1 protein-coding gene is annotated in these 1319 nt (G+C 40.4%); it reads right to left on the minus strand.

Annotation, left to right across the window (positions count from 1 at the left end):
* The coding region (locus tag DSM106972_RS22585) for a non-ribosomal peptide synthetase (RefSeq protein WP_201800766.1) at positions 1-1319 on the minus strand (1319 nt) is incomplete at both ends.

Genomic DNA, 1319 nt, shown 5'->3' on the forward strand with positions numbered 1-1319 from the left:
AATGTTGGTCTAGGATATAAATTAAGGTGTTGCCGATGGGGCGACCAATGTGTATTTTATTATTACTATTACTAATTTCTGCAACAGTAGCACAGACAGTAGATTCAGTTGGTCCATAGGCATTAAAAAAGCGACGACCCAAAGACCATTGTCTGACTAGCTCAATCGCAAAAGCCTCCCCCCCCACAATTATTTGACTTAAACTTGGTAAGGAATCAATCGGTAATACCCCAAGAGCAGAGGGAGGAAGTAGGACATGAGTAATGTCGTGCTGATGCAGCATTTGCTTCAAATCAGTTCCAGGCATTAATGACTCTTTTGTACCTAAAACTAGCATCGCCCCAGAAGCAAATGCAGTGAATATTTCCCCAACTGAGACATCAAAACTTAAAGAAGCGAACTGGAGAATGCGGCTTTCTGGTTGCACATCAAATAGGTTCTTTTGTGCAAAAGAGAGGTTGCACAATCCTTGATGTTCAACTTCTACCCCTTTCGGTTGACCAGTAGAACCAGAAGTATAAATAACGTAAGCCAAATTATTAGACTTGACCCCGACATTGGGATTATCAAAAGACAATTGCTCAACAGTAAGCAAATGTGTATCAAAACAAACAACTCCTGCTTGGTGTTTCGGTAATGATGATAGCAAAGACTGTTGAGTCAACAATACTGACACAGCAGAATCAGTCAACATATAACTCAAGCGTTCTTTTGGGTAGCTGGGGTCAAGAGGTACATAGGCGCCACCTGCTTTAAGTATCCCCAATAGTCCCACCACCATTTCAATCGAACGTTCCACACAAATACCTACTAATACTTCTGGTTCAACCCCTAATGTTTGAAGGTGGTGTGCCAATTGATTGGCTCTAGTATTTAATTGTTTGTAGGTTAATTGCTCATCTCCAAACACCACAGCCACAGAAGAAGGAGTTTTTTCTACTTGCTGCTCAAATAACTCATGGATACATTTATCTTGGGGGTACGCAGTAGCAGTATTATTCCATTCCACCAATAATTGATGCAGTTCTGCTTGACTTAATAGAGATAATTCGCTAACTCTTTGGTGAGGATTAGACACAATTGCTGATAGTAAATTTTGGAGATGACCCGTCATCCGCTCAATTGTTTCTTTATTAAATAAGTCAGTGTTGTACTCCCATAAACCGACTAAGGAGTCAGCAGTTTCTTGCATCGATAGAGTCAAATCAAATTTGGTAATTGTGCTTTCCACCTGTTGTAGAGTTAAAGTTACACCAGGTAATTCTAACTCACCCATTGGCGCATTTTGGAGAACAAACATCACCTGGAACAAAGGTGAA

The organism is Dulcicalothrix desertica PCC 7102 (assembly GCF_003991905.1).
GTDB classification, from domain to species: domain Bacteria; phylum Cyanobacteriota; class Cyanobacteriia; order Cyanobacteriales; family Nostocaceae; genus Dulcicalothrix; species Dulcicalothrix desertica.